Genomic DNA, 23,635 nt, shown 5'->3' on the forward strand with positions numbered 1-23,635 from the left:
TGTGGGGGCGTAGGAAAGTGCATTTGCGCACTAATGGGCAAATCTTAGGGGTTTAGGCCGCTCCAAGGTCCAAGCATTCCCTCCTTGGGCATATGAGGGATCGCGGCACCGCGTGCCAAAAGCCGCTCCTTTTCATAAGGGCCAGGGCACTTCCAACCTCCTGTTGATCCCGCGTTAAAGCCCCAGCGCCCGTAATACTCTTCATCACCGATAAGCACTTGCGGGAACACCGGAGAGCCACCGGTTGCCATGCGGGCCTCCGCATCGAGCATTGCCATCATGAGCCCCACGCCAAAACCTTCGCCCTGGCGTTCCGGCACCACAGCCACCGGTCCAACCATCACCAGAGGTACGCGCGCGCCGTCTTTGGATTGGAGGCCCACAGGATAGCACTGGATCGTACCCACCAGCATTTCGTCTGCGTCAAGCGCTGCAAAGGACAATGCCTCCAGCCACTCCATCCCGGCGCGAATGCGGTAAGCGGTGCGTGCGTGGCGATCATCACCGAACACACGGTCGAGCAATTCCTCGATCATGGCAGACGGAACCGCGGAAAGCGGGACGAGAGTGGCGGTATCGGACATGGGGCGCGGGCGCTAAGGCCTTTGCGAGCTTTTGCCAAGCTTACAATGCGGCCTATTGGGAGAGACGCAAGACGCTGCCTTCATCCGTCGCTACCCAAATGCTGCCATCTGCCGCCGTATCAATCGAGCGCACGCGGCCCTCAATCGGGTAACGCGCCGCCTCTGTTGCGTTCTCACCGTCGATTTCGACGCGGACAATTGCGCGGCTGGAAAGGCCAGCGATCAGAGCATCGCCCTGCCAATCTTTGAACATGTCGCCGGAATAAAACTGCATATCCCCCGGCGCGATTACAGGGGTCCACCAGATTGCAGGCTTGGCAAAACCATCGTCTTCGGAGTGATCTGCGATCGGGTCGCCATTGTAATGCTCGCCGAAAGAGCGGGTAGGCCAGCCATAGTTGGAGGCCCTTTGCACCAGGTTCAGCTCGTCGCCGCCAGCAGGGCCATGCTCCACATCCCAAAGCCGCCCTTGGGCATCCCAATCCATGCCCAGAATATTGCGGTGACCGTATGACCAGATTTGCGCTGTCACGCCGCCTTTCTCCGCAAATGGATTGCCGTCTGCTGGCGTCCCGTCAAGATTGAGGCGAACAATTGTGCCGATGGTGTTTGCATTGTCTTGTGCAGGAGCCATTTTTTGGCGGTCACCGCTGGCGATATACATGTGGCTTTCGTCTGGGGAAAAAGTGATGCGGTGCGAATAATGGCCGCGGCCTGACACCTTGGGCGCTTGGCGCCAGATGACCTCGAGCCCTTCAACCGCGCAAGCCTCCATCGAGGCGCAGGCGAGCGTCCCTTTGCCCACGACTGCGCCTCTGACTTTGCTATCTTCGCCGAACTCCGCCCAGCTGAGATAGATTGTGCGGCCATCGACATCTGAGCCTGCCTCGCTTGGCAGGAAGGCAATATCGCCAAAGCCGCCTTGCCCACCAAAGGCCACATCAGGCGCTCCCGCGACTATTGCGGTTGTGCCGGTGGCGGTGTCCATTACTTTCAGCACACCTTCTTTCTCGGTCACGAAAAGCATATCGGTCCCAGGGGCAAATTCGATCGCCCATGGCTTTTCAAATTCGCCCATTTGAGCGACGGTCAAACCGGCGCTTGCCAAACTTTCCCCGGCTTCTGCGGTTGCGCAGCTTGCGAGTGCGAGCGCGGGGAGGAAGGATAGGGAGGTCGTTTTCGAAAGAGTGTTCATGACTGAGGGAACTCCTGAACTAAAAATTGGTGCCGGCTCCATTATCATAGGGGTCGATGAAGCTGGACGAGGACCTTTAGCAGGACCAGTCGTGGCCGCTGCTGTGGTGTTGTCAGATCAGATACCGGCCGGCGTCACAGATTCCAAGAAATTATCCGCCGCACGCCGGGGTAAATTCGACAAAGAGCTTCGTGCAAACTGCCGCTGGGCTGTTTCAGTGGTTGGCCCAGAGGAGATCGACGCGATCAACATCTTCCAAGCGACCATGGAGGCGATGACGCGCTGTGTGCGCGATTTGGTGGCCAGCCTCAATGCAGAACCAGAGATCGTCCTTATTGATGGAAATCAAACGCCCCGCAATCGGTCGAGCCAATGGCGCTGGAATGCGCGCGCGATAGTGGGCGGTGATGGCAAAGAAGCAGCCATTAGCGCTGCATCCATCATCGCAAAGGAATGGCGCGACAGACTGATGATTGATGCCGCCAAAGCTCACCCCCAATATGGTTGGGAGCGCAATAAAGGATATGGGACGAGGGAGCATATGGAAGCATTGCAGGAGCACGGGCCCACGCTTTTGCACCGCCAGAGTTTTGCGCCCGTCGCGCAGGCGCGCTTGCTTTAAGCGCGCAAGGCTTTAGGCGCGTGTTCCATGTTGCAGGCAATCCTCTTAAGTCTGGCGGGCCTTGTCGGCCTTGCTATTGGCGGTGAACTCCTTGTGCGCGGAGCGGTTGGAATTGCTCAGAAACTTGGCGTCTCCACGCTCTTTACAGGCCTCGTGATTGTCGGTTTTGCGACCTCGATGCCGGAGATGGTGGCGAGCGTTCAGGCAAGCCTTGCAGGTTCTCCGCAGATTGCATGGGGCAATATCGTCGGGTCGAACCTTGCCAACACTTTGCTTATCCTCGGTGTTTCAGCCTTGGTTGCGCCAATCGTGCTTTCACAAAGCGGTAGACGCGATGCCCTCATCGCGCTTGCGGCTACGCTTATGCTTTGGGGCCTTGTCCTTTCAGGATACGGTGCACGCTGGATTGGGTTTGCGCTGCTGCTTGCGATCGTTGTCTATATCGTTTGGAGCTACCGCAATCCAAGCGCTTCTGCGGATGAGGAGGAAAGTGACGGAAGAGCGCAAAGCGGAGCCGTTGCCGGCGTTTTGTTTGCGGTGGGCCTCGCGATCTTGGTGGCGGGAGGCGATGCGTTGGTGACTGGAGCAATCGAACTGGCAACCATCTTTAACGTGCCCGAAACAGTGATCGGCTTGACGGTCGTTGCTGTGGGAACAAGCCTGCCCGAGCTCGCAGCATCAATCGCAGCCGCTTTGCGGGGAAAATCAGCATTGGCGCTTGGCAATGTTGTGGGATCAAACATCTACAACATTCTGCTTATCGGCGGGGCCACCATGAGTATCGCGCCATTTGCGCTTCCCGCCGAACTTGGAGGTCTGCAAATGGCCTTGCTGACAGCAAGCGCCGCCGCACTGCTTGCCCTTTTGTGGCTTGCCAAGCGCATTGGCCGCGCGCTGGGCGGTGTTCTCCTCGCAGCCTTCGTAGCAAACGTCGTGCTGGTGTTCGCGTAGGGTGTGCTTGCGTCATGCGTTTTCGTTGGTTCTGATCAGCTAGAAAACAGCTCTAGCTTCTGGTCCGATGCTCTTGGGAGGATCAGTCTTCGTTAGCCAGCCTGTAAAGCTCGCGCGCAGCGTCAACCGGCTTTGTCTCGCCGCCGTTCTCATAATACCAAAAGGTCCATCCATTGCAGCTTGGCGCGCCTTGAAGCTCTTTACCAAGGCCATGGATTGATCCGACCTGGCCTTTGCAATCCAGCGAGCCATCCGCACGCACGGTCGCAAACCAACGGCGCTTTTTGTCGAAAATCTGTGATCCAGGCGGAATAAGGCCGCTTTCCACCACTGCGCCAAATGCGACGCGCGGGGCGCTCTTTTTGGATTGCATCGTGGTCAGCGCGCTTTCATCCAAGGGTAGCTCCTTTTCGATACGCCTGTAAGCGGCGCTGCGATAGGTGGCCTCACGCTCGCAGCCGATCCATTCACGGCCGAGACGCTTGGCAACGGCGCCTGTGGTCCCGGTGCCAAAAAACGGGTCTAGAACAACATCACCGCGCTCGGTCGTTGCAAGGAGCACGCGGTAAAGGAGGCTTTCAGGCTTCTGCGTGGGGTGAACCTTGGAGCCGTTCTCTTTCAACCGCTCATTGCCTGAACAAATCGGCAGCACCCAGTCAGAGCGCATTTGCAGCTCATCATTCAGTGTCTTCATCGCGCGGTAGTTGAATTGATAGCGCGCCTTTTCTCCCTGACTTGCCCAGATCAAAGTCTCATGGGCATTGGTAAAGCGGGTGCCTTTGAAATTGGGCATTGGGTTGGTTTTGCGCCAGACAACATCGTTGAGAATCCAAAAACCGATGTCCTGAAGGATCGCGCCGACGCGAAAGATATTGTGGTAGGAGCCGATCACCCAGAGCGAGCCATCAGGCTTAAGAACACGTCTCGCCTCTAGCATCCAAGCTTTTGTAAATTCGTCATAAGCGCGGAAGCTGTCAAATTGGTCCCAATGGTCTGTGACCGCGTCAACTTCTGACCCATCGGGCCGATTAAGATCGCCGCCGAGCTGCAAGTTGTAGGGAGGGTCAGCAAAGATGCAATCGACCGAATTGTCTGGCAAAGAGCACATCGCCTCGATGCAGTCACCGCCGAGGATTTGGCCCAATGGAAGGAGCGCGCGCACGTCACCCACGGCGGCTTTGGCGCCTCGTTTGGTCCGCTGTTTTGTTGTTTCAATCACGCCCATAATTTGCCCCAGAAGTAGGTCCTGCCAAAGTTATCCACAGGGGATGAGTCCCTTTGGACCCTGCGTCAAGCGCTTAGTTTCTGGGCTCTTATGGTTAATGCTTAGTAAACACCCGTAAGGGTCATGCGGAACAAAACAGGCCCACACTAGATGTTGAGTCCTCACCCTTGTCACGGACTCCAGATGCGGGGGGTGTTGCATCGAGGACTCAGCGAACCGCTTTGCGGCGAGGTGCGCCTTCACTGGCCAGCCAGAATACTTTCCAAAGCCTTCGACAAGGTCCCCTCGTCGATTGGCTTTGTTAAAAGAGGGATGCGGGAGAGGTTGTTCGGCACGTCGATTTTGGACCCGTAACCGGTCACAAACACAAACGGGATGCCGCGCTGGTCAAGCGCGTGCGCCACATCGAACACAACCTTGCCCCGCAGGTTCATGTCCAGAACGCCGAAATCAAAATCATTGTTCTCCAATAATCCCAATGCTGCCTCAATTGTGCCAGCATCTTTCACCGTCTCAGCGCCAAGCCTGCGCACGCTGGCAATCATATCCATAGCAAGGACGATGTTGTCTTCGAGTACCAGAGCATGTTTGCCGGTCGCCGCCTTTTTGAAGGGCTGCTCTTTCACTTTCGGAAGCGGCACAGATTCCTCAGACATTTCAACCAGATTGCTTGGCGGCAGGGTGAAGTTGAATTGCAACCCGCCCGGGTCAAATATCAATTCAGCGGTCCCATCGAATTCATAAGGAATGGCCCGCTCGATAAGTGATCGACCAAATCCGTGACGATTGGGGACATTGACAGTAGGGCCGCCAAGCTCGCGCCAGGCAAATAGGAGGCCCTCTGTCTTATCAACCGACCAGCGCGCCTGTACCAGACCGTCTTTGGTACTCAGAGCGCCATATTTCACAGCGTTGCTAATCACTTCGTGAAAGACGAGCGCGATCATCGGCGCAACGTCCGCGCGAAGGCCCACCACTGGCCCTGCTAGAACGGCCTGCGACATCTCTTCTTGAAGGTATGGCTCAAGCTCGGTTTTCAAAATGCTGCGTATTGATACCCCGCGCATGGAATCCGACACAGCAAGGTCGTGCGCTGCGGCTAGCGCGGAGATCCTTTGCTCGAGCGCGTGGGCATAGCTTTCCAGCGAACCAGAAGATTCCTGTGCCTGCCGTGATAACGAACGAATAAGTGCAAGGATGTTCTTCACCCTGTGATTAAGCTCAGCAATCATCAGGTCCTGTTGCCGTTGATGGCTGACTAGGTCTTTGTTTCGTACAGCTTCTTGCCGGTCTGCTTTCTGCGCGATCTGGGCCAAGAGCACCTGGATTTCATTAGCAGAGACCATATCGAAATCTGACCACGGCTCGCACCGGCCAGATTGCTCTTCGAGATAGGCCTCAAATGACCCTCGCGGCGTTATGCGCTCCCCAAGCGGGCCTTCTTCGTATTTCTTCTCCGGCTTGCCTGCCCACTGAACAGTGCAGGCGATTTCATCGCGAAAGAACATCACCTGCAGCGGTGCAGCGGCAGCAGACTGAATGAGCAAACACCCGGCTGTGTCATTCAAGGTTTTGGCCATAGATTTGGGCAAATTGGCGATGAATTTCGATTGGGCAAGGTGTTCGGTTGCCTCAATAAACCCTTCTTCATCAGGGACGAATTCGGAAATCTGGCGAATGATTTTGCTGCCCGGTGTAGAGCCGCTCGTCTGGAGTTTTCCATCTCTCAATATCGCAATACCGTCGCACGGCATTAGCTCGCATAGGCTGGTCGAGATCGTCTCGAAACTGCGCAGCAGATCGGTGGTCGCATCGGTTTCGGCAAGCAGCTTTTGACGTATGCTAGCGGCCCTGTTTCGGGCATCTGATTGCATGAGGCTAAAGCGGTCTTTGATCAACAAGGAGATGATCTGCGCAAACAATTCAGCCGCAATTCGCACATCCGACGAGATCACCCGGTCGCTTCGGTGATGGCATGAAAACATACCCCACAATTCGCCGTCCACCACAATACCGAGGCTCAACGTCGCGCCGACCTTCATGTTCTTGAGATATTCAATGTGAATAGGGGAGACGCCCCTTAAATTGGCGAAAGACAAATCGAGCGGTGGAAGGTCGGGACTTTGCGCAAGGATGGGGATCGGGACTTGATCTACATCACTCAAGATCCTCAGCGGGCAAACGGTTTGCAGCGCTCTTGCCTGTTTGGGAATGTCCCAAGCCGGATATCTCAGGCCAAGAAAGCTTGGTACGCCGGAGGCCAGCGATTCTGCAACAACCTCGCCGCTCCAATCGGCGGCAAAGCGGTAGGCTTTGACCCTGTCGTACCCGGTAAGATCCCGCAAAGCGCCGCAGCAATAATCCAGCAATTCAAGCAGGTTATCAAAGGATGATGCCTGGGCCAGATATTGCCTTGTTTTGTGAATTGGATCACTGAGAACAGACGCTACGCCTTCTGCGAATTTCTCGATCTCGATGATGGCAAGATCGTCCACGTTGCGGTGAACGAACAACTCGCATTCCTGACCGTCAAACTCGGCGCGGCCCACCCGGCTTCGCTGATTGGTGGCGATATTGATGGCAAGCGTATTGCCAATTGCGTGAATGGTGTCCCTGTTTAATAAGATATCGACCCTTTCGCCCAAGACATTCGTTGGAAGGTCGGGGAAGAATTCGATCAGGTTCGCAGCGACATATTTGATTTGCGTCAGATGAATATCGCACGCAATCAGCGTTCCAAATGGTTGAATTACGGAAGGGATATGTATGGGTTCCCGGTCGCAGTTGTTTAAGTCGATCTGTTCATTGCTCGAAAGCCATTTCATGAATTCAATCCTTCGCCGCACCTTTTTACGGCAGTCAGAAGAAAGAGGTTTAATCTATTCTTCATGGAAAGTCGCACGCGAATAGTGAAGCCTGATCTTAGTTCCTCAACATTCATTCGGCGATTACACATTGCGTTGAATAATAATTTTCCGACATCATTACGCAAGAAAGGGCCGCTTCAATACTGTCTTACATTCCCCCTAGCGGTTAGCGACCGTCAATGGGATCTTGTTCGCACCATTTTGGCGCTTCTTTATGCTGATGATGAAAGGAGAGGTTTTCGGCACTTGGACAGTGTGCCATGTATGCCAGATCAACTTTGATTTTGAGCGGATATGACAGCTAAGATTTATCTCCAACCCGTCGGCTTATCCTTAAGCCCGCAATCTGAAAGCACTGGCGATGGGCCGGGGGCGGTTCGCTTGGCTGGGACCATGACATACGCCAGCCGTTTCGCCTTGATGGTCCGCGAGGAGGGCCGCGTCACGCACCGCCGGCTCTTTGGTGTGAGCGATGCGCCCGATGCTTTGGCAGAGGTGGGAGGGACGCTTTCAAGGGACGCTGAGGAGCAATGGGCAAACTTGCAAAAGGTTCATCCTCCATTGCAATTGGGAGCGCGCACAATTCGCCTCGACCAGCCCCAGATTATGGGGGTTCTCAACGTAACGCCTGACAGCTTTAGCGACGGCGGGGAATGGCTCGAAAATCCCGACGCAGGGCGCGCGCATGCAGCTGCCATGCTAGAGGCGGGGGCATCCATCATCGACATCGGCGGGGAGAGTACCCGGCCCGGCAGTCAGGCGACTTTCGAAGGTGATGAGATCGAGCGGGTGGTCCCTGCAATCGAATATTGTGCATCAATGGGAGCAGCGATCAGCGTCGATACAAGGCGCGCTGGCGTGCTTGAAGCAGCGCTTTCGAAGGGCGCGCATATGGCAAACGATGTGTCGGCGCTGCGCTATGATCCGCGTATGCTGGAGTTGGCGGCGAGTTCGCGCTGTCCAATTGTCTTGATGCACGCCCCGGGAACGGGTGAGGATTTGCATTCCCTCGATGGGCTAAGCGGCGGCGAATATACAGACGTTGTGAGCGATGTGTTTGACACCCTCCAGCATCAGCGTGCCAAGGCTATCGCGGGCGGTATTGCCGAGGACCGGATCATGATTGATCCGGGCATTGGTTTTGGCAAGACGCTGGCCGAAAACCTGTCGCTGATTAATGCTTTGCCCCTGTTCCATGCACTGGGAAGTCCGCTGCTCGTGGGGATGAGCCGCAAGCGGATGATTGGTGCGCTCAGCAATGAGGAAGCGGCACATGACAGGCTTGGCGGATCAATTGCTTTGGCAACAACCGCGATGAACGCTGGCGCGCATATGCTGCGCGTGCATGATGTAGCCGAAACGGTGCAGGCGAGGAATGTTTGGCGCGGTTTGCGCGATGCAGCGCTGACCGATTTCAGCGGGTTGCCGATGTAGGCTTTTTAAAGCGTAAACCCGCCATCGCTCACCAAAACATGGCCGGTGATGTTCGATGCCGCATCGCTGAGCATGTAAAGCATGGTTGCAGCCATCTCTTCAGAGCTTGCGAAACGGCCATTGGGTGTGGTCTTGGCCATGCGCTTCATCGTTTCCTCGCGGCCAATGGCCTCGACTGATCGCTTGAAGTCCTCGCCGCTCTCCCAAATGGCAGTGTCGACACCGCCGGGCGCAATGGCGTTGACGCGGATGTTGGCAGCGGCGTTCTCCATCGCCGCAATGCGCGCCATGTGCGCGACCGCCGCTTTGGAAGTGCCATAAGGGCCAACGCCGGGCACCGGCTTCACGCCTGTCGAAGAGGAGGTGATCATGATGCTGCCACCCGAACCGCCCCTGGCAATAGCGCGGAGCGATGCGCGAAGGGTCAGAAAAGCCCCGTCGAGATTCACATCCATCACCCTGCGCCATTCGCTAAAGGTGAGATCGGCAATAGGCCCGCCAGCGCCAATTCCAGCATTGACCACGGCGTGATCAAGGCCTTCAAGCTTGGGCTCAACCGCGTCCCACAGGCTTTCATCAGCGACGCTTCCCGTAATGGTCTCCACTTCGCAATCAAGGCCGAGCGCTGCCATTCCAGCGGCGTCCACATCGACAAGTATGAGCTTTGCCGCGCCGCGCTGAGCAAGGAGGCAGGCGCATGCAGCGCCAATGCCAGAGGCTGCCCCGGTTATCAAAGCAGTGCGGCCTGCGAAGTCATTGAGAATAGTCATGAAGAGCGCGCTAAAGCGGCAGCTGCGATTGTTCAAGCGCCCGGTCTTCTGCTCTGCCTTGGGGCCATTTCTAAACGAAAGAAATTGCTGGCAAAAACGGCTCATCGCAAAGGCAAAAAAAGATGTAACCAACCTTAAAAAGGGGCCGAACACTAACGCGAAACGCGCGCGAGAACGGTGTGTTTCGATAGTCCCCCCGAACGTTCTCAGGAGCTTGTACATGACCTTTACCCCTCTGCACCGTCTCACCCTTACCCTTGCTACAGGAGCAGGCGCGATCGCTTTGCCAATGACCTCCGCAGCCGCACAGGAAGTGGACGGTGGTGTGTATGTCCGTGGCGGAGTGGGCATCACGCTACCGAGCGATTTTGACCTTGATGGGGTTCAAGCCCCCGAAGGACTGTCGCCCGGAGTTGCTGGTGCTCCGGCCAATGTGGAAACGGACCTCGATAGCGACGTCACGCTTGTGGCAGCGGTCGGCTACCAGTTCCCAACCCTGATATTTGGCGTTTTCCAGCCTAGCCTCGAACTGGAATATTCCTACGCAAGCCCCACAGTTGACGGAGGAAGCTTCAACGGCGGCGATCAGACTTTCGGCGGCGAGGTTGATGTCCAGACTTTCACGATCAATTATCAGTCCGACATTATCTACTCAGATAAACAGCGAGTGACCCCATTCTTTGGCGGCGGGATCGGCATTGCCGATGTTGATAGCGAAGTGTCGTACTTCCCTGCGACCGCAACGGCAGCGACGTTTGGAGTGGAGGGCGATGACACAGCTTTCGTCTACCACAGCAACATTGGAGTGCGCTTTGACATCACCGATGCGATCGCGCTGGACGCACGGGCTCGGTATGAGCGGGTTGAAGGTGTCGATCTTGAACGGCGATTTATCGCAAACGGTGGCGGCGACTTTAACGCTAATATCTCAGGCGATTATGAAACGGTGAGCCTGATCGCTGGTATCCGCTACAACTTCTAGGCGGTGCGCGGCTGTCTAGGCCGCATTGTCGATGCCGAGGTCGCTCAGCTTGCGATAGAGTGTGGAACGCCCAATCCCAAGTCGCCGGGCGACCTCGGTCATCCGACCACGATAGTGGCCGATGGCCAAGCGGATCACATCGGCCTCAATCTCTTCGAGAGGGCGCAAATTGCCGTCTTCGGTGTAGAGCATGACGCCGACACCTTCGTGCTGCGGGGACTGAGTGGTGTTATCAAGCTCACCAATCATTTCAGAAAGCTGCGGGAAGCTTTCCGCCGTCAGCGTATCGCCTTCGCAATACACAGCCGAACGAAAGAGCACCGACTGCAATTGGCGCACATTGCCCGGCCAATCATAGGCTGCAAGCAGGCCGAGCGCGCTGTCGGCAATCGAGAGATGGGTGAGGCCAGGCTGCTCACCAATGCGGGTGAGGAAATGCCGGGTGAGGGCAGGAATATCGCCAGTGCGCTCGCGTAGCGGTGGTAATTGCACGCGGGTTGCGCTCAGCTTTTGAGCAAGGCCTGCATTGAACACTCCGCCTTCGACAAGCGGGGCGAGGCTCATATTGCTGGCCGACAAGATACGAATATCAATGCGGAAACCGTGCGCCGCGCCAAGCGGGCGAACAATGCCCGTCTCAAGCGCATCGTTGAGCCGGTCTTGGACAGCAAGGCTGAGCCTGTCAATTTCATCGAGCACCAAAGTGCCGCCATCGCAATGTTGAAGCGCGCCGATCTGGCGGTCGAATGCGCCTGGAAATGCGTTGGGCTCATGACCAAACAAGACCGATTCAACAGAATTCGGCGGCACGCTGGCGATGTTGATAATGCGCAGCGCCTCTTTCGAACGAGGGCTCGCCCCGTGCATTGCGCGCATCAGCATCTCTTTGCCGGTCCCGCTTTCGCCTTCGATGAGCGAGTGGTTGTGCCCGCGCGCAGCCTTAGCAGCCTGAGCAAGCGCGGTGCGAAACGGCGGCGCTGTGCCGATCATTGCGTCGAAATCGAGGCTTGCCGACATCTTCTCGGTCAGCGGCGCAAGCTCATCGCGCGGCGCTTCCTGAGTGGTGACAGCGCGAAGGGCGTCCATCAGGCGGTCGGGTGAAATGGGTTTAACTAGGTAGTCGCTGGCACCTGCACGCATCGCTTCAACTGCAAGCAGCGGAGAGGCGCTGGTGGTCAGCATCAAGATCGGCAGGGCTGGGCGGCGCTCTTTAAGCTCAGCAATTAGCGAACAGGCGTCATCGCCCGGTACCCATTGATCAAGCAAGATCGCAGACAGCTGCATACCCTCGTGCGTGCCAAGCATGGCAATTGCGGTTTCAGCGTCGCTTGCCACAACCGTGCGCCAACCATCGCGCGCGGCAATCGCAGAAATGAGACGGCTTTGCGCAGGCTCATCATCAATCAGCATGACGATGCGGGCGTCTTCTTCTGATTCGTCGAGACCGCCTACATCGAGGTCAAAATCCTCGCCTGCCACAGAATCGGACGTAATCTCAGCGTGTTCGTCGCTTTGCGCCATAGAGTTTCGGCCCGCATTCCTAACATCCCCGGCAACCGCCCCGGGGTGAGACGTCAGGTGGGCTTAAAGTAGCCGGGTAAAGACAGAATTAAGGCTGTTGCGATGAGGTGTGTGTCCTGCAATTGGAACCAGCCCCCAACCGCTCGGGAACCGCATTAGCCTTTGATGGGTTGAGCTTGGACAAACCCTTCGATAGTGGGTTCGGGGACTAAACAATTGGCAGACGCAGCGATGTGCGCAACATAATGCGCACTCAGGTGCGTTTGCGGGAAATAATGCTGAAGGGACTTTAACGATGTCAGCCAATGATATGGACCACGCCCGCTCCACCTATGATGGATTTATGGGTGCGCTCAAATGGGCAATTCCGCTGATCGCGATCATCACATTTTTTGTTGTGGCTCTGATCGCTCCATAAGGGCGTAAATTGATGAAAATTGCTGTTCTAAAAGAGCGGGCCCCCGGCGAAACGCGGGTGGCTGCAACTCCTGAAACGGTCAAAAAGTTCATTGCCCTTGGTAATGAATTTGCCGTTGAGAAGGGCGCAGGTCTTGCCGCCTCGATCCCTGATGAGGCTTATGCGGACGCTGGCGCAACTGTGGGGGCGGCGGGCGCCACTGTGAAGGGCGCGGATATTGTGCTTGGCATTCAGGCGCCTGACGTTGCGAAGCTTAAAGGCGCATCACCGGGTGCATGGGTTGCAGCCTTGTTTGATCCTTTCCAGAACGGTGATCTTCTTTCGGCCTACGCAAAAGCAGGGTTTGAGGCATTGAGCATGGAATTCATGCCGCGCATCACCCGTGCGCAGTCCATGGATGTGCTCTCCTCTCAGTCGAACCTTGCAGGATATAAGGCCGTGCTCGCCGCAGCGGACACATACGGCCGTGCATTTCCGATGATGATGACGGCAGCTGGCACAGTTCAGGCCGCGCGCTGCTTTATCATGGGTGTGGGTGTCGCGGGACTTCAAGCGATTGCGACCGCACGGCGTTTGGGCGCGCAGGTTTCGGCAACCGATGTGCGCTCCGCGACGAAAGAACAGATCGAAAGCCTTGGCGCTAAGGCGATCTTCGTCACCGAAGTCGAAGGCATCGAGGGCGAAGGTTCTGGCGGTTATGCGACCGAGATGAGCGATGAGTATAAGGCAGCGCAGGCCAAGCTTGTCAGCGAACACATCGCGAAACAGGACATAGTCATCACCACCGCGTTGATCCCCGGACGCGCGGCTCCAGTTCTGATCACCGATGAGCAGATCAAGACGATGAAGACGGGCAGCGTGATTTATGACCTAGCTGTCGCGCAAGGCGGCAACGTCGAAGGCTCTGAGGCTGACAAAGTGGTTGAGAAGCACGGCGTCAAGATCATCGGTTATGCCAATACGCCAGCGGCATTGGCAGCAGACGCCTCGGCACTGTTCGCGCGCAACCACTTCAACTTCCTCTCAGCCTTTTGGGACAAGGAGGCGGGCAAGCCGGAACTCGACGAAGAAATCGGCGACGCGATCCGTCTTACCCAAGGCGGTGCGGTTGTGAATGCGCGATTGAAGGGAAGCTAGTCATGGGAATTTTGAACGCTACCACTGCGAGCGTTGAAGGCTTCATGAAGGGTCATGGCCATTGCCTTGTGGGCGATGAGCAGGTGCTTGTCGCTTTCAAAACCGTGCGTGACTGGATAGTCTTCACCGACTGGCGAGTAATCCACGTTAACATTCAGGGCCTTACAGGCTCGAAAAAGGAATACAAAACGGTCCCTTATCGTTCAATCAACGCCTATTCGATTGAAAGCGCTGGTACGTTTGATCTGGACGGTGAGATAAAGCTCTTTGTGTCTGGACTTGGCATGATTGAGTTCAAGATCGGTCGCGATAGCGATGTCACTGGTCTGCAAGTGCTCATGGCGCAAAAGCTGCAACGTTGAGCCGGACGATACCCTTTCTTGATCGAGCGCCGGTAAGCCTGCGAGCGGGCGCGGCAGTTCTTGCGTTTCTGGCTTCGTCTGCGGCTTTGGCGCATGATGACCGCGAGCCAGCGACTTACACTCTTGATGACGTGGCGGCCGGAGCGCAATTGCGCGCAGAGGTTGGGGCAACGCTCACCTTCCTTCATAACCCGTGCATTCGAACCGACGCTGCGGCAGCTGCGTTGGAACGTTTCGCCAGCATGCGCGATGGCCAAAACTCGCACGCTCGCCGGATGGATTTTGCAATCGCGCGTGCAGATTATGACTACGGAATGAGCTTGGTCGACATCGCGTGCCCTGAACTTACTGAGCAAGAGCAACGCGAAGCTGATGAGTTTGAAGCGTCTGTCGCAAATTCTGTGATGGATCGTATCGAAAATGTGCTCGAAGAGCTGGCCGAGAGAGGCAAATAATGGACTTTATTTCAATCCTATCCATCTTCGTGCTGGCGTGTTTCGTCGGCTATTATGTGGTCTGGTCGGTGACGCCTGCGCTGCACACGCCGCTTATGGCTGTGACCAATGCGATTTCCAGCGTCATTATCGTGGGTGCACTTATTGCAGCAGCAGAGGCGACGAGCCCGCTTGCCAAATGGCTTGGCCTTGCGGGCGTCGTGATGGCCTCGATCAATATCTTTGGCGGCTTTGCCGTGACCGAGCGTATGCTCGCCATGTATAAGAAGAAGGAGAAGTAGATATGGGTACGCTAACTTCTCTCGTCACCCCGGCGCAGGCCGGGGTCCAGCTTGCTTCGGCGGTGCGCTCAATTGGTAGAAGCTGGATTCCTGCCTTCGCGGGAATGACGGCCTTGTTCGCAGCACCAGCCCACGCCGCAACAGGCGAGGGCACCCCCGCTTGGGCTATGCTCGCCTACCTTGCAGCGGGCGTCTTCTTCATCCTCGCGCTTCGTGGGCTTTCCTCACCTGCCTCAAGCCGCGCGGGTAACCGCAATGGCATGATCGGCATGGCCATCGCCCTCATCACGACGCTGGTCACACATGACATCGCCAATATCGTCGAGATCGCCATCGCGATCTTCATTGGCGGCATCATCGGTGTCACTATTGCGCGCAAAATCGCGATGACCGCTATGCCGGAACTGGTGGCGGGTTTCCACAGCCTCGTGGGTCTTGCAGCCGTTGTTGTAGGCCTTGCCGCGTGGCTGAACCCCGGCGCATTCGGCATTCTGGATGCGGCGGGCCAAGTGCTTGTTGTCAGCCGTATTGAGCTGGGCCTTGGCATCGCGATTGGTGCGATCACATTCTCTGGTTCGGTTATCGCCTTCTTGAAGCTTTCGGGCCGGATGAGCGGGTCTCCGATCCTCTTGCCTATGCGCCACTTCATCAATCTGGGCACTTTGGCCGCTATCCTTGGCTTGATTGCCGCTTATGCGATGAGCGGTGCTGGCGGTCCGGGCGAAGGGCAGCTGATCATCTGGGTGACGGTGCTCGCCTTCATCATCGGTTTCCTCCTCATCATCCCAATCGGCGGGGCGGATATGCCGGTCGTGGTGTCGATGCTGAACTCCTATTCCGGTTGGGCAGCAGCCGCGATGGGCTTCACCCTTGGCAACTCGGCGATGATTATCACCGGCGCGCTGGTGGGCTCTTCAGGCGCGATCCTTTCTTACATCATGTGTAAGGCCATGAACCGCAGTTTCATCAGCGTGATCGCAGGCGGCTTTGGCGCGGAAGACGGCGCTGGCGGCGGCAGCGGGGAACCGCGTGAACAGCGCCCTTACAAACAAGGCTCTGCTGACGATGCGGCGTTTATGCTTGAACAGGCCGAGAGCGTTATCATCATCCCGGGCTACGGCATGGCGGTCGCGCAGGCTCAGCACGTGCTGCGCGAAATGGCCGATGCGCTCAAAGAAAAGGGCGTCGAGGTAAAATATGCGATCCACCCGGTCGCAGGGCGTATGCCGGGGCACATGAACGTGCTTCTGGCCGAGGCGAATGTGCCTTACGATGAGGTCTTCGAGCTTGAGGACATCAACAGCGAGTTTGCGCAGGCCGATGTTGCCTTCATCATCGGCGCAAACGACGTTGTGAACCCGGCGGCCAAGACCGATAAGAGCTCGCCCATTTACGGCATGCCCGTGTTCGATGTGGACAAGGCCAAGCAGGTCTTCTTCATCAAGCGTTCGATGGGCGGCGTTGGCTATGCCGGCGTTGACAATGACGTGTTCTACATGCCGCAAACGGTCATGCTTTTGTCTGATGCGAAGAAAATGGTCGAAGGCATTGTGAAGGCGCTGGACTAGGCGCTTCATGCGGTTTCTGCTGGTATTCCTTGTGCTCCTATTGGGCCTTGGCGCGTTCTGGGTGCTTGGCGGAGAGAAGCTGCTTGAGAAGGTGACCGAGGCCCGCGTGGAGCAAGCTTTGCTCGACAATGGCGCGCCTGAGCCACTGGCCCAATGCATGGCGGAGAGGCTCGTCGATACGCTCACGATTGAGCAATTGCTCAAGCTTGAAAAACTTGCGCCTGAAGAGGGGGAAGGGCGTCTTCCGGCTTCTGCGAGAGAGGCCATCGCGCGTTTGGGCCGCGTCGATGATCCCGAAGCGGTGCGCGCGCTGGCTGCGACAGGAGCGACCTGTAGCGTGGGCTTGATCGGCGAGGCATTTAAAGACCGCTTCTGACTTGCCAAATCTCCCCATTGTGCGCCACTATGCGCAGCGGATTGGGAGACACATCATATGATCAGAATTGCACTGGCAGCATGCGCTTTAGCAAGCGCCGCACCCGCATGGGCTGAGACCCACACAATCAGCCCCGGCGAAGGCGCGCAGGAGCGGTTGCAAGAAGCGCTGATACTTGCTGAGCCGGGTGATGAAATCATCCTCGAAGCCGGGCGTTACACGATCACTGATGGGCTTTCGCTGGATGTGGACGGTGTGACAGTGCGCGGCGCGGGCATGGATGGGACCGTGCTGGATTTTACCGCGCAGGCAGGGTCAGGCGAGGGGCTGTTGGTCACTTCCGACAATGTCACTTTGCGCGATTTCGCTCTCGAAAACCCAAAAGGTGACGGGATCAAATCCAAGGGCGCGGACCAGATTGTCTACCACCGCATTCGCGTGACGTGGACCAATGGCCCTGACCCCGATAACGGCGCCTATGGCATTTATCCGGTTGAAAGCACCGGCGTGCTGGTCGACGGGGTAAAAGTCACCGGAGCTTCTGATGCTGGCATTTATGTCGGTCAATCCAATCAGATCACCGTGCGCAATTCTATTGCCGAAGCAAATGTTGCCGGGATCGAGATTGAAAACAGCCGCAACGCGATTGTTGAGCACAATATCGCAACGCGCAACACGGGCGGTATCCTTGTGTTCGATCTGCCGGGACTGCCAGTGATGAACGGCGGCAATGTGATTGTTGAAAACAACCTTGTGGTCGCCAACGATACCGCCAACTTTGCCCCTCCCGGCAATATTGTCGCTGGGGTCAGGCGGGGCACCGGGATCATGGTGATGGCCAATGAAAAGGTCCTTATCCAAGACAATATCATCGACGAAAACCCAACCGCGCCAATCATGGTGATCGCCTATATCCAAAGCTTTGACGATGACCGCTACAACCCCTTCGCGCGTGACGTGGTGGTGGGCAATAATATCTATGGCCGGGGCGGAGATGACCCTCAGTTTGAGGGCGCAGAGATGCTCCTTGCTGCGTTCGGCGGGGCGTTGCCTCCGGTCCTGTGGGATGGGCAAGGCAGCCTTACTGCGGTTGAAGGCACCAAAGGCTGGTCGCTCAACCTTACGCAGCAGGGTAAGGGCCTGGCGGACGCGGCCCCATCCCCATTGGTTGTGCCTAAACCCGAAGGTGAGTTTGACCGCACCGGCATCGGCGCTCCGGCTGAACTGGACGCGCGAATCTAGTGCGGGGGAATTGGTTCTTCCTGGCTGCGTTGGCAGCTCTTGGTCTGTCTGTTGCGGGGCAGTCGAAGGGCATTCCAAAACCGGTCGTCAATGACGCGGCTGTGACGGGCAAAGGCTTTGCGCGCACCCTTGGAGAATACGGTTTTTTCCAAGATTACGGCGCGCGCGAGCCTTCTGAGCGTGTTCAGGCTTATACGCTCAACACCGCCCTTTGGTCAGATGGAGCCGATAAGCTGCGCTACATCTATCTGCCGGAAGGCACCGCGCTTGAGGCGGATGGGGACGGCTTGCTCAATTTCCCTATTGGCAGCGCTATCATCAAGACGTTCGCTTTTGGCGAGGGGAAGGACCAGCGCTACATCGAAACCCGCGTGCTCCTCCACCGCGCGGATGGGTGGCTTGCATTGCCTTACCGCTGGAATGAGCAGCAGACAGAGGCACGGCTCGCGCTGGCGGGCGGCCGCACCGCGATCACCGCGCCTTCGGGGGAGGAAATCAGCTACCGCATCCCCAACAAAAACCAGTGCAAAACGTGTCACTCAGTCGAAGGAGAGGTCATTCCCATCGGCCCGAAAGCGCGCAATCTCTCAAACGAATGGCTAGGCAAGATGCATGCAGGCGGCATGCTCAATGCGGTTCCGGACGGTGCTGACACGCTGCCGCTGTGGACAGAGACCAACGCCAGCACTGATGCACGTGCACGCGCCTATCTCGATGTGAACTGTGCGCATTGCCACCAGCCTGGAGGCGGGGCGTCCAATTCTGGCCTCGACTTAAGCTGGGACCAGACCGATGCCTTTGCCATCGGCGTCAAGAAACCGCCCGTGGCCGCAGGACGCGGGGCAGGGGGGCTCCTCGTTTCAATCGAACCGGGAGCGCCTGAGAAATCCATCCTCGTGCACCGGATGAACTCTGACGAGCCGGGTGTTGCGATGCCCGAACTTGGCCGGTCTACCACCGATAAAGAAGCGGTCGCGCTTATGCGCAAATGGATTGCAGAGATGCCGCAATGAAATGGACTTTGCGCATCGTTGGAGTGCTGATCGGGCTGCTAGTGGCCGCTTTTCTTGTGTTTCGCGTGCCCGATACCGACCCTGAAATGATGCGCGCTCGCTGGGGCGCAGAGCCGTCGCAATTTGTCGAGATCGGTGATGGGGTGACTGTGCATCTTCGCGACGAGGGACAAGGCGAGGGCCCGCCCATTATCCTCCTTCACGGCTCTAACGCTGACCTGCACACTTGGGAGCCTTGGGTAGAAGGCCTAAAAGATACTCACCGCGTCATCCGCTTTGACCAGGTTGGCCACGGGCTCACTGGGGCAGACCCTAACGGTGACTACAGCCGTGCCAATTACGCGGGCGACGTCATTGAGGTGGCAGACGCGCTGGGGATTGATACGTTCATCCTTGGCGGCAACTCCATGGGCGGCAAACACGCGCTTGCTGTCGCCAGCCTTTATCCTGCCCGCGTCTCCGGCCTCATCCTTGTCGATGCTAGCGGCGCACCGCGCGATGAGGTTGAAGCGATGATGGACCCCGTTGAACTTGAAAAAGAGGATGGCGGGAACATTGGGTTTACCATTGCGCGCATGCCCGGTGTGAACCTGATAGCAGAGCACATTACGCCGCGGTCACTTATCAAGCAGAGCCTCGAGCAAAGTGTTTCCAACAAGGCGGTCGTTACCAAAGAGGCGGTTGATCGCTATTGGCAGTTGCTGCGATATCCTGGCAACCGCGCCGCAACCATGGCGCGCTTTTCGGCCGAATATGCGCCGCTTACGCCTGAGGAAATAAGCGCGATCACTGCGCCGTCTCTCATTATCTGGGGCGATGAAGATGGCCTCATCCCAGTGGAAGCTGGGCAGTGGCTCGATCAAACCCTCCCGGCGAGCGAGTTAAAGGTCTACCCCCAAATCGGCCATTTGCCGCATGAAGAAGCAGCTGAGGCGACTTTGAGGGATGTGAAGGAATGGCTTGCCCGTCAGGAATTTGCTCCATCTGAGGCAGGCGACCAACAGCACACACCTTAATCCTGCCCCGCTTCCCTATGGCTATGGACGGCGGGGTGTAAGGCTGGCACGATCCTTTTTGCAGTGCCGTGCATTGCTCACAAGATTCGAGGGACACGACTTTTGCGAAAACTGGGAATGATTGGGGGGATGAGCTGGGTCTCTACCCGTATCTATTATGATCGGATCAACCGGATAGTGCAGCGCCGGGCTGCGCCGATGGCCTCTGCACCGCTTCTTATCGAGAGCGTTGATTTTGCGCAGCTTTATGCGCTGCGCGACGACAAGGAATGGGAGGACGCTGCGCAAATCCTCTCCGAAAGCGCGAAACGGCTTGAGGGGGCAGGGGCCGAGGCGCTGATCATCAACGCCAATTCCATGCACAAGGTCTATGACGCGGTCGCTGGCGCAGTTGATGTGCCGGTCATCCACATTGCGGATTGTGTGGGCAGGGCTTTGAAAGCCTCTGGATGCAAAAGTGCTGCGATTTTGGGCACGCGCAATGTCATGACAGAGAGCTTTTATCGCAAGCGTCTTGTCGCGCAGGGGATTGATTTGCTGCCCCCCAACATGACCAATGTCGAGATTATGGACCGCATCATTTATGATGAACTGATGGTTGGCAAAGTCACCCGCGATGCGGAGCGTCAAATGAAAACGATCATCACCAATAAATCCCAAGAAGGGGCCGAAGCTGTTGTGCTTGCCTGCACTGAATTCGACCTTGTGGTTGATGTGGATGCGAATGTGCTTCCGGTATTCGATTCCACCCGAATTCATTGCGAGGCGGCCGCAAATTGGATTTTGGAACAGGAAACCGTGAGTTAGATCCCGGCTCAACGCTCTTGAAGAACGCTTTGCCGCATCCCTTTCGAGGGCGGGGTGTAAGTTTAATTTCAAGGCTTTACGCCGGAATAAAGCTTGTCATCAATAACAATCAGATGAGCTTGTGGGTCTTCGGGTCGCGCCGATGACCCGAGAGCTGAAAGGCTCTTGGGGCCGCTTACCACCCCCCATTGCACCCGGTAAGCGGCCCTTTTTTTCAAATTTTGGTACGCCTGCCTCGCATGCTGTTCTGCGCTATTTCGGGCTGTCCACCAATTTCATGGACTGTTGCTGATCTGTTCCCGTTGAGGCGGATGCTGCGCTGACTTAAGCGATAGAGCCGTGACCAACCGAGCTCCCTTTGCCGCCGACCCTAACGCACATGGTGGACGCGAATTTGATGTGGGCAGGCCGGCCGGTTCAGAAACCGCGCTGCCACCAGGAGAGCGACGCGGACCGCGCAGCGATTTTCAGCGTGACCGCGACCGGATCATCCACTCGATGAGCTTCAGGCGGCTTAAATCCAAAACACAGGTGTTTATTGCGCCTGATGGCGATCACTATCGCACCCGCCTAACCCACACGATTGAGGTCGCGCAAATTGGGCGAGTTCTGGCGCGGGCTCTCAGGGTGGACGAGGATCTCACAGAGGCGCTGTGCCTTGCCCATGATCTTGGCCACCCGCCGTTTGGGCATGCGGGAGAAGAGGCCTTGTCTAGTGCGATGACGGCGCATGGCGGATTTTGTCACAATGCGCAGACCCTTCGCACCGTCATGCGGCTTGAAAGCCCTTATCCGCTGCATGACGGGTTGAACCTGACATGGGACCTTCTCGAAGGGCTTGCCAAACACAATGGGCCGGTCACTGACCCGGGCTGGGCTTTGGTCGAACTCGACAAGGCGTTCCCACTAGACCTTCGAACCTGGCCGTCAATCGAGGCGCAGATCGCGGCCATTGCTGACGATATTGCTTACGACAATCACGATATCGACGATGGGCTTCGCGCAGGGTTTCTCAGTCTTGACGAACTCATGGAACTGGATTTCCTCGCGGACCAGTGGCGAGCCGTCGAAAAGCGCTTTCCAAATGCTGCTAGAGACCGGCTACTGCGTGAGCTTATCCGCGATCAAATCGGGCTTATGGTGAATGATGTGTTGGAATATACGCAGGGAATGACAAAAGGCATGGAAAGTGTCGCAGACATCCGCAGCGCTGGCCGCAAATTGGCGGGCTTTTCGCCTGACATGGCAAAGCAAGAACGCGAACTGAAATCCTTTATGTACAAGAAGCTGTATTACCACCCTGAGCAGGTGTCTGCCGCCCAGAAGGCGTGCGATGTGGTGACCAAACTTTTTGCCGCTTACTGCGACGATCCCCTGCTCATGCCCGCCGAATGGCAGGCGCGATTGCCCGAGCAAGAACCGCAACGCTCGCGTCTTATAGCAGACTTTATCGCCGGGATGAGTGATCGCTTTGCAATGCAAGCTTGCGCAAAACTTTATGGGGAAGCGCCGGAGGGGCTCATCAATGTCTGACCAAATCGGCACGCTTCATTCGCCCGTCCGGGTAGGGCTTGTGGGAGCAACAGGCCTCATTGGCCGGCGCCTTATCGAGATTTCGAGCGCGGGCGATGATATGCGGATGGTCGGCATCGCCCGGCGCGAGCAGCCATTGCCGAAAGGCGCCAAGGTCGAGATGTTTGTCGCAGATGTCGAAAAATGGGGTGAGGTGCTCGGGGCAATTCGCCCACGCGCCTTGATCTGCGCGCTTGGCACCACCTGGCGCAAAGCCGGGCGCGATGAAGCCGCCTTTCGCGCGGTCGATTATGACTTGATCGTCGGAACAGCCAAAGCGGCTCAAAAGGCCGGTGTCTCGAACTTCGTCATGATCAGTTCGTCGGGAGCAGACCCTCGCGCAAAGAGCTTCTATATGCGCATCAAAGGCGAGACCGAGGAAGCTGTCTCAAAAATTGGCCTCCACCGGGTTGATATTCTGCGCCCGGGCCTTTTGAAAGGGGCCCGCAAAGACGACCTTCGCCCGCTAGAGGCCATTGCCCAGATCGCCAGTCCGGTGCTTGACCCGTTGTTGCCGCAAAAGTGGCGAGGCTACCGTTCAATCAACGCTGATCTTGTATGCGAGGCGGCCATGGGGCTGGCTTTGCGCAAGGCGGCTGGACGCTTCACCCACGACAATGGGGCAATTAAACGTGCCGCGCGTGATTGGCGGACGAAACACTCTCACCGCGAGCCATAAGGAAGCAGCCACATGGATTGGTCCCTCGTTTTCAATGCGGTAAATTTGCTCGCACTTACCGCGTGGACCGCGCTTATTATGCTGCCACGCTGGCCGTTCTTGCTGGCTTGTGTGCTCTATCTAGGCGTCGGTTTTCTGTGCTTTATCTATGCAGCCTTGATGGGCTCTCTTCTGGCTGGATTTATATCACCCGGCGCAGATGGTGCAGACTTCACGACCATCGAAGGCGTGCGCTCAATCTTCGCAACCGATGTGGGCGTCACGATTGGGTGGACCCATTATTTGGCGTTTGACCTTTTTGTAGGCCTTTGGATCGCCCGTGACGGGGATGCCAAATTCATCTCACGCTTTGTGCAAGCACCCATCTTGCTTCTTACTTTCGTTGCTGGCCCGGCTGGTCTTTTCTTGTGGCTGATTGTGCGGGAACCGGCAGCACGCGCAAAAGGGCGCTGGTCGTAAACTTACGCATTATGTCAAATAGGTTAGTTGCCGTGTGTGAAAATATGGACGAAAGCCCAGACAATCGCTTAACATTACAAAAAGCGAAGTTTGCGGAGA

24 protein-coding genes are annotated in these 23,635 nt (G+C 56.9%); 18 read left to right on the top strand and 6 right to left on the bottom strand.

The genetic code is table 11. The features are described from left to right. Window positions 1-44 precede the first annotated feature (44 nt). Together AC0V60_RS03120 and AC0V60_RS03125 are read right to left on the bottom strand one after the other, a co-directional pair. On the bottom strand, window positions 45-584 hold the full coding sequence (locus AC0V60_RS03120) for a GNAT family N-acetyltransferase (RefSeq protein ID WP_486177087.1): 540 nt from the start codon (window positions 582-584) through the stop codon (window positions 45-47). A gap of 52 nt (window positions 585-636) precedes the next feature. Continuing rightward, window positions 637-1,779 carry a PQQ-dependent sugar dehydrogenase gene (locus AC0V60_RS03125; protein ID WP_486177088.1) on the bottom strand — a complete coding sequence of 381 codons (1,143 nt, stop codon included), beginning with the start codon at window positions 1,777-1,779 and terminating at the stop codon, window positions 637-639. On the opposite strand from AC0V60_RS03125, the gene AC0V60_RS03130 reads away from it, so the two are divergent. Beyond that, window positions 1,778-2,401 carry a ribonuclease HII gene (locus AC0V60_RS03130; protein ID WP_486177089.1) on the top strand — a complete coding sequence of 208 codons (624 nt, stop codon included), beginning with the start codon at window positions 1,778-1,780 and terminating at the stop codon, window positions 2,399-2,401. The two genes, AC0V60_RS03125 and AC0V60_RS03130, sit on opposite strands and share 2 nt — an antisense overlap. 27 nt (window positions 2,402-2,428) lie before the next feature. Further along, window positions 2,429-3,352 carry a calcium/sodium antiporter gene (locus AC0V60_RS03135; RefSeq protein ID WP_486177090.1) on the top strand — a complete coding sequence of 308 codons (924 nt, stop codon included), beginning with the start codon at window positions 2,429-2,431 and terminating at the stop codon, window positions 3,350-3,352. Between the two features lie 82 nt (window positions 3,353-3,434). Here the strand turns inward: AC0V60_RS03135 and AC0V60_RS03140 are convergent, their stop codons facing one another. Beyond that, a complete protein-coding gene (locus tag AC0V60_RS03140) occupies window positions 3,435-4,577 on the bottom strand; it encodes a DNA methyltransferase (protein ID WP_486177091.1) in 1,143 nt (380 codons plus the stop codon). A 239-nt stretch (window positions 4,578-4,816) separates the two neighbouring features. Next, entirely contained in the window at window positions 4,817-7,402 is a 2,586-nt protein-coding gene (locus tag AC0V60_RS03145; RefSeq protein WP_486177092.1) for an HWE histidine kinase domain-containing protein, read from the bottom strand. A 336-nt stretch (window positions 7,403-7,738) separates the two neighbouring features. On the opposite strand from AC0V60_RS03145, the gene folP reads away from it, so the two are divergent. After that, the gene (gene folP, locus AC0V60_RS03150; protein WP_486177093.1) at window positions 7,739-8,878 is read left to right on the top strand and encodes a dihydropteroate synthase; all 1,140 of its coding nucleotides are present in this window, start codon (window positions 7,739-7,741) and stop codon (window positions 8,876-8,878) included. A 5-nt stretch (window positions 8,879-8,883) separates the two neighbouring features. On the opposite strand, the gene AC0V60_RS03155 is transcribed toward folP, so the two are convergent. Continuing rightward, window positions 8,884-9,648: an SDR family NAD(P)-dependent oxidoreductase gene (locus AC0V60_RS03155; RefSeq protein ID WP_486177094.1), complete on the bottom strand. Its 765-nt coding sequence runs from the start codon at window positions 9,646-9,648 to the stop codon at window positions 8,884-8,886. A 220-nt stretch (window positions 9,649-9,868) separates the two neighbouring features. Between AC0V60_RS03155 and AC0V60_RS03160 the strand changes: the two genes are divergently transcribed. Continuing rightward, a complete protein-coding gene (locus AC0V60_RS03160; protein WP_486177095.1) occupies window positions 9,869-10,630 on the top strand; it encodes an outer membrane protein in 762 nt (253 codons plus the stop codon). A 15-nt stretch (window positions 10,631-10,645) separates the two neighbouring features. Here the strand turns inward: AC0V60_RS03160 and AC0V60_RS03165 are convergent, their stop codons facing one another. Then, window positions 10,646-12,040 (bottom strand): sigma-54-dependent transcriptional regulator, encoded by a 1,395-nt coding sequence (locus AC0V60_RS03165; protein WP_486179418.1) that lies wholly within the window; start codon window positions 12,038-12,040, stop codon window positions 10,646-10,648. 406 nt (window positions 12,041-12,446) lie between these two features. On the opposite strand from AC0V60_RS03165, the gene AC0V60_RS03170 reads away from it, so the two are divergent. The 14 genes from AC0V60_RS03170 (at window position 12,447) to AC0V60_RS03235 (ending at window position 23,536) form a co-directional block, all read left to right on the top strand. Further along, complete coding sequence (locus tag AC0V60_RS03170) at window positions 12,447-12,569, top strand: hypothetical protein (RefSeq protein ID WP_486177096.1); 123 nt, start codon at window positions 12,447-12,449, stop codon at window positions 12,567-12,569. Window positions 12,570-12,581: 12 nt separating this feature from the next. Further along, window positions 12,582-13,706 carry an NAD(P) transhydrogenase subunit alpha gene (locus AC0V60_RS03175; RefSeq protein WP_486177097.1) on the top strand — a complete coding sequence of 375 codons (1,125 nt, stop codon included), beginning with the start codon at window positions 12,582-12,584 and terminating at the stop codon, window positions 13,704-13,706. A 2-nt stretch (window positions 13,707-13,708) separates the two neighbouring features. After that, on the top strand, window positions 13,709-14,068 hold the full coding sequence (locus AC0V60_RS03180; RefSeq protein WP_486177098.1) for a PH domain-containing protein: 360 nt from the start codon (window positions 13,709-13,711) through the stop codon (window positions 14,066-14,068). After that, window positions 14,065-14,523: a hypothetical protein gene (locus AC0V60_RS03185; RefSeq protein WP_486177099.1), complete on the top strand. Its 459-nt coding sequence runs from the start codon at window positions 14,065-14,067 to the stop codon at window positions 14,521-14,523. Before AC0V60_RS03180 ends, AC0V60_RS03185 begins: the two co-directional genes overlap by 4 nt. Beyond that, window positions 14,523-14,804, top strand: a complete 282-nt coding sequence (locus AC0V60_RS03190) for an NAD(P) transhydrogenase subunit alpha part 2 (RefSeq protein WP_486158005.1) — start codon at window positions 14,523-14,525, stop codon at window positions 14,802-14,804. Before AC0V60_RS03185 ends, AC0V60_RS03190 begins: the two co-directional genes overlap by 1 nt. 104 nt (window positions 14,805-14,908) lie before the next feature. Further along, the gene (locus tag AC0V60_RS03195; protein WP_486179419.1) at window positions 14,909-16,372 is read left to right on the top strand and encodes an NAD(P)(+) transhydrogenase (Re/Si-specific) subunit beta; all 1,464 of its coding nucleotides are present in this window, start codon (window positions 14,909-14,911) and stop codon (window positions 16,370-16,372) included. Window positions 16,373-16,379: 7 nt separating this feature from the next. Beyond that, window positions 16,380-16,748, top strand: coding sequence for a hypothetical protein (locus AC0V60_RS03200; RefSeq protein WP_486177100.1), 369 nt, complete (start codon window positions 16,380-16,382; stop codon window positions 16,746-16,748). A 57-nt stretch (window positions 16,749-16,805) separates the two neighbouring features. Continuing rightward, on the top strand, window positions 16,806-17,990 hold the full coding sequence (locus AC0V60_RS03205) for a parallel beta-helix domain-containing protein (protein ID WP_486177101.1): 1,185 nt from the start codon (window positions 16,806-16,808) through the stop codon (window positions 17,988-17,990). Further along, entirely contained in the window at window positions 17,990-19,003 is a 1,014-nt protein-coding gene (locus AC0V60_RS03210; protein ID WP_486177102.1) for an SO2930 family diheme c-type cytochrome, read from the top strand. Before AC0V60_RS03205 ends, AC0V60_RS03210 begins: the two co-directional genes overlap by 1 nt. Further along, the gene (locus tag AC0V60_RS03215; RefSeq protein WP_486177103.1) at window positions 19,000-20,019 is read left to right on the top strand and encodes an alpha/beta fold hydrolase; all 1,020 of its coding nucleotides are present in this window, start codon (window positions 19,000-19,002) and stop codon (window positions 20,017-20,019) included. Before AC0V60_RS03210 ends, AC0V60_RS03215 begins: the two co-directional genes overlap by 4 nt. 102 nt (window positions 20,020-20,121) lie before the next feature. Next, the gene (locus tag AC0V60_RS03220) at window positions 20,122-20,826 is read left to right on the top strand and encodes an aspartate/glutamate racemase family protein (RefSeq protein ID WP_486177104.1); all 705 of its coding nucleotides are present in this window, start codon (window positions 20,122-20,124) and stop codon (window positions 20,824-20,826) included. 339 nt (window positions 20,827-21,165) lie between these two features. After that, complete coding sequence (locus AC0V60_RS03225; protein ID WP_486177105.1) at window positions 21,166-22,359, top strand: deoxyguanosinetriphosphate triphosphohydrolase; 1,194 nt, start codon at window positions 21,166-21,168, stop codon at window positions 22,357-22,359. Next, window positions 22,352-23,077: an NAD(P)H-binding protein gene (locus AC0V60_RS03230; RefSeq protein ID WP_486177106.1), complete on the top strand. Its 726-nt coding sequence runs from the start codon at window positions 22,352-22,354 to the stop codon at window positions 23,075-23,077. The genes AC0V60_RS03225 and AC0V60_RS03230 overlap by 8 nt, the downstream gene beginning before the upstream one ends. Before the next feature lie 12 nt (window positions 23,078-23,089). Then, complete coding sequence (locus tag AC0V60_RS03235) at window positions 23,090-23,536, top strand: ABA4-like family protein (RefSeq protein ID WP_486177107.1); 447 nt, start codon at window positions 23,090-23,092, stop codon at window positions 23,534-23,536. Window positions 23,537-23,635 lie beyond the last annotated feature (99 nt).

Source organism: Erythrobacter sp. S259 (assembly GCF_057364965.1).